Raw genomic sequence first — 2711 nt, forward strand, 5'->3', positions numbered from 1 at the left:
ATCGAAGCGATGAAACAGAAGGCGCGCCGAGGCGAACTCTTCCTGACCGTTGCCGTGGGCTACGTGAAGACCGGGCGCGATCTGATCGAAAAGGATCCCGATCGGCGCGTCCAGGAAGCCATCGGCCTGGTGTTCCGCAGGTACGCGGAACTCCAATCAATCCGGCAAGTGCTCGTGTGGTTCAGGCAAGAGAAGATTCCGTTGCCAGTCTTGACGGTTGGCGAGGCGGCCGAACGGATCGTCTGGAAAGTGCCGGTGTACTCGACCGTGCATCATATTCTGACCAACCCGGTCTACGCCGGAGCCTACGCCTTCGGGCGTCGAACGATGCGCGTCGTCATCGAGAATGGGCGAAAGCACGTCCTGCGCAATATGCAACGCGACTGGAGAAGTTGGAGCATTTTGATCCCCGATCACCACGAGAGCTATATTTCCTGGACCGACTTCGAGAGGAATCAGACCCTGATTGCCGACAACGCCAACGGAAAGCGGTTCATGAGCCGAGGCGCCATTCGCCGTGGCGAAGCGCTGCTGGTCGGTCTCTTTCGCTGCGCACGGTGCGGACGAAAGCTTCGTGTCCGCTACAGCGATGGGGCCGGACGCTATCAATGCGTCGGCGCATTCTCTCACTTAGCAGCGGCCCGTTGCATCAGCTTCAGCGGAATGCGCGCCGACCGCATGGTCGCCAAGGAGGTGCTCGACCGCCTCCAACCCCTGGGCGTGGAGGCGGCCTTGGGGGCGATTGACGCTCGGAGTCATAGGCGCTCGGAGAAGCAAGGACAGCTCGAATTCGCGCTTCAGCAAGCCCGCTATGAAGCGGCCCGGGCTCAGCGTCAGTACGATGCGGCCGATCCGGACAATCGGCTCGTAGCTGGCGAATTGGAGCGACGTTGGAACGAGCGGCTGGTCGTGGTGCGCAATCTCGAAGCCGAACTCGATCAACTCGGCGCCGAACAGGTAGAGGCGCTCACCGTCGCTGATCGAGATCGTCTCCTGATGTTGGGCCGCGATCTAACGCAAGCTTGGGACAGCCCGGGCGCTACGGCCGATACGCGCAAGAAGATTATCCGCATGGTCATCTCCGAGATTGTCGTCGACGTCGTCGGCGACAGCCCCGAGCTTGTCATTCATTGGCAAGGAGGAGATCACACGCGCCTCGGCGTGAAGAAGAACAAGTTCGGCCACACGCGATGGGTTACCGACGCGGATATCGTCGACCTCGTGCGCGCCTTGGCCCGTCACATGCCCGATCAGGCGATCGCCATGGTGCTCAATCGATCAGGAAAAACGACGACCCATGGCCATAGCTGGACCCGCGGCAGCGTCTGCTCTCTGCGCCATAACAATGACATCGCAATTCATCGCCCCGGAGAACGGGCTGAACGCGGCGAGGCTACAATCAACGAAGCCGCCGCGATCCTCGACGTCAGCACCTCAACCGTGCGTCGATTGATCGCCGAAAAAGCGCTTTCCGCGAGCCAGCCGTGCAAGGGCGCGCCCTGGATAATCCCGCATGCCGAACTGGCGCGCGAGACCGTTCGGCGCGAAGCGAACGCTCGGCGGTCACGACGGCCGCCGTCTGACTATTACCAAAAAAATCTCTTTGAGATTTAAGGGGATGACGAGATGAGCAGTATGAAGCCCCTTCGTCCGAGCCGGCGAAGGTCCAGTTCCGGCGCCCGACGGCCATTGCGCGGTCATTCTGCCCATGTCGGGCAGGAAGTCGAAGTTTGTTACCGATGGCACGCGTTTCATGGGCGGCGTGTTCGCCGCCAATACACGGAGCGGCGCGCCAGCGGTGAGTTCGTCCACGTCGAGGTGGCGCCCGGCGTGGTCATGGTGGTGGCGGCGTGGATACTCGATCCGGCGGCGTGCGCCGTAATGACGTTCGGCACGCCGCGCCTGTGCGTATCGGCGCTGGCTGACCTTCATCACCTGCTGATCGAGCGCGGTTTCAGACGAAACTCCTCTGGCGATTCCACCATCGTCCAGGAGGAGCATGATGAGACGCCAGCCGTCACCGACGCCGCCATCCGTAGACCCGCGACAGCTCAGCATTCCGCTCGATTCCGAAAGACTCCGGGGGATCAGCTCGTCGGACCGCCGGACGGCGCTCGCCCGGCTGGCCCGACTGCTGTCGGAGGCGGCCGGCGTGGCGGCGGAGGAGCGCGACGATGACGAGCGCTGACCTTCTTCCCCCCGCGGTGCTGAAGCGCAAGGCGGTCGTCTACGTTCGCCAGTCCACCCACGCCCAGGTTCAGACCAATCTCGAGAGCCAGCGGCGCCAGTACGAGCTCGTCGACGTCGCTCGGCGCCGAGGCTTCCGTGAAGTGGAGGTGATCGACGACGACCTCGGCCGCTCCGCCAGCGGAATGGTGGCGCGGCCTGGGTTCGAGCGGCTGGTCGCATGGCTATGCGCCGGGGAAGTGGGGGCCGTGTTGTGCTTCGACGCCTCCCGGCTCGCTCGGAATGGCCGCGACTGGCATCATCTGCTCGAGCTATGCGGCCTGGTCGAGGCCCGAGTGATCGATCTGGACGGCGTCTACGATCCCTGCCGGCCGAACGATCGGCTCCTGCTCGGCATGAAGGGCAGCATCAGCGAGTTCGAGCTTGGCGTGCTGCGCGCCCGCATGCTCGATGCCGCCCGAGCAAAAGCCCGGCGTGGTGAGCTGCGGATCAGCGTGCCGATCGGTTACATCTGGCATCGCGAG

The 2711-nt window shown here is 63.5% G+C and carries 4 protein-coding genes; 3 read left to right on the plus strand and 1 reads right to left on the minus strand.

The window, feature by feature from the left end:
• Positions 1-1614 (plus strand): recombinase family protein (locus ACLP25_RS07065; protein WP_442468507.1); only part of this gene is annotated, 1614 nt, incomplete at its 5' end.
• Here ACLP25_RS07065 and ACLP25_RS07070 read toward each other — a convergent pair.
• Complete coding sequence (locus ACLP25_RS07070) at positions 1564-2001, minus strand: hypothetical protein (protein WP_442468508.1); 438 nt, start codon at positions 1999-2001, stop codon at positions 1564-1566. The genes ACLP25_RS07065 and ACLP25_RS07070 overlap by 51 nt on opposite strands.
• On the opposite strand from ACLP25_RS07070, the gene ACLP25_RS07075 reads away from it, so the two are divergent.
• Complete coding sequence (locus ACLP25_RS07075) at positions 2000-2188, plus strand: hypothetical protein (protein ID WP_442468509.1); 189 nt, start codon at positions 2000-2002, stop codon at positions 2186-2188. The two genes, ACLP25_RS07070 and ACLP25_RS07075, sit on opposite strands and share 2 nt — an antisense overlap.
• The coding region (locus tag ACLP25_RS07080; protein ID WP_442468510.1) for a recombinase family protein at positions 2175-2711 on the plus strand (537 nt) is incomplete at its 3' end. The genes ACLP25_RS07075 and ACLP25_RS07080, both read left to right, overlap by 14 nt.

Source organism: Roseiarcus sp. (assembly GCF_052145395.1).
Lineage (GTDB): Bacteria > Pseudomonadota > Alphaproteobacteria > Rhizobiales > Beijerinckiaceae > Roseiarcus.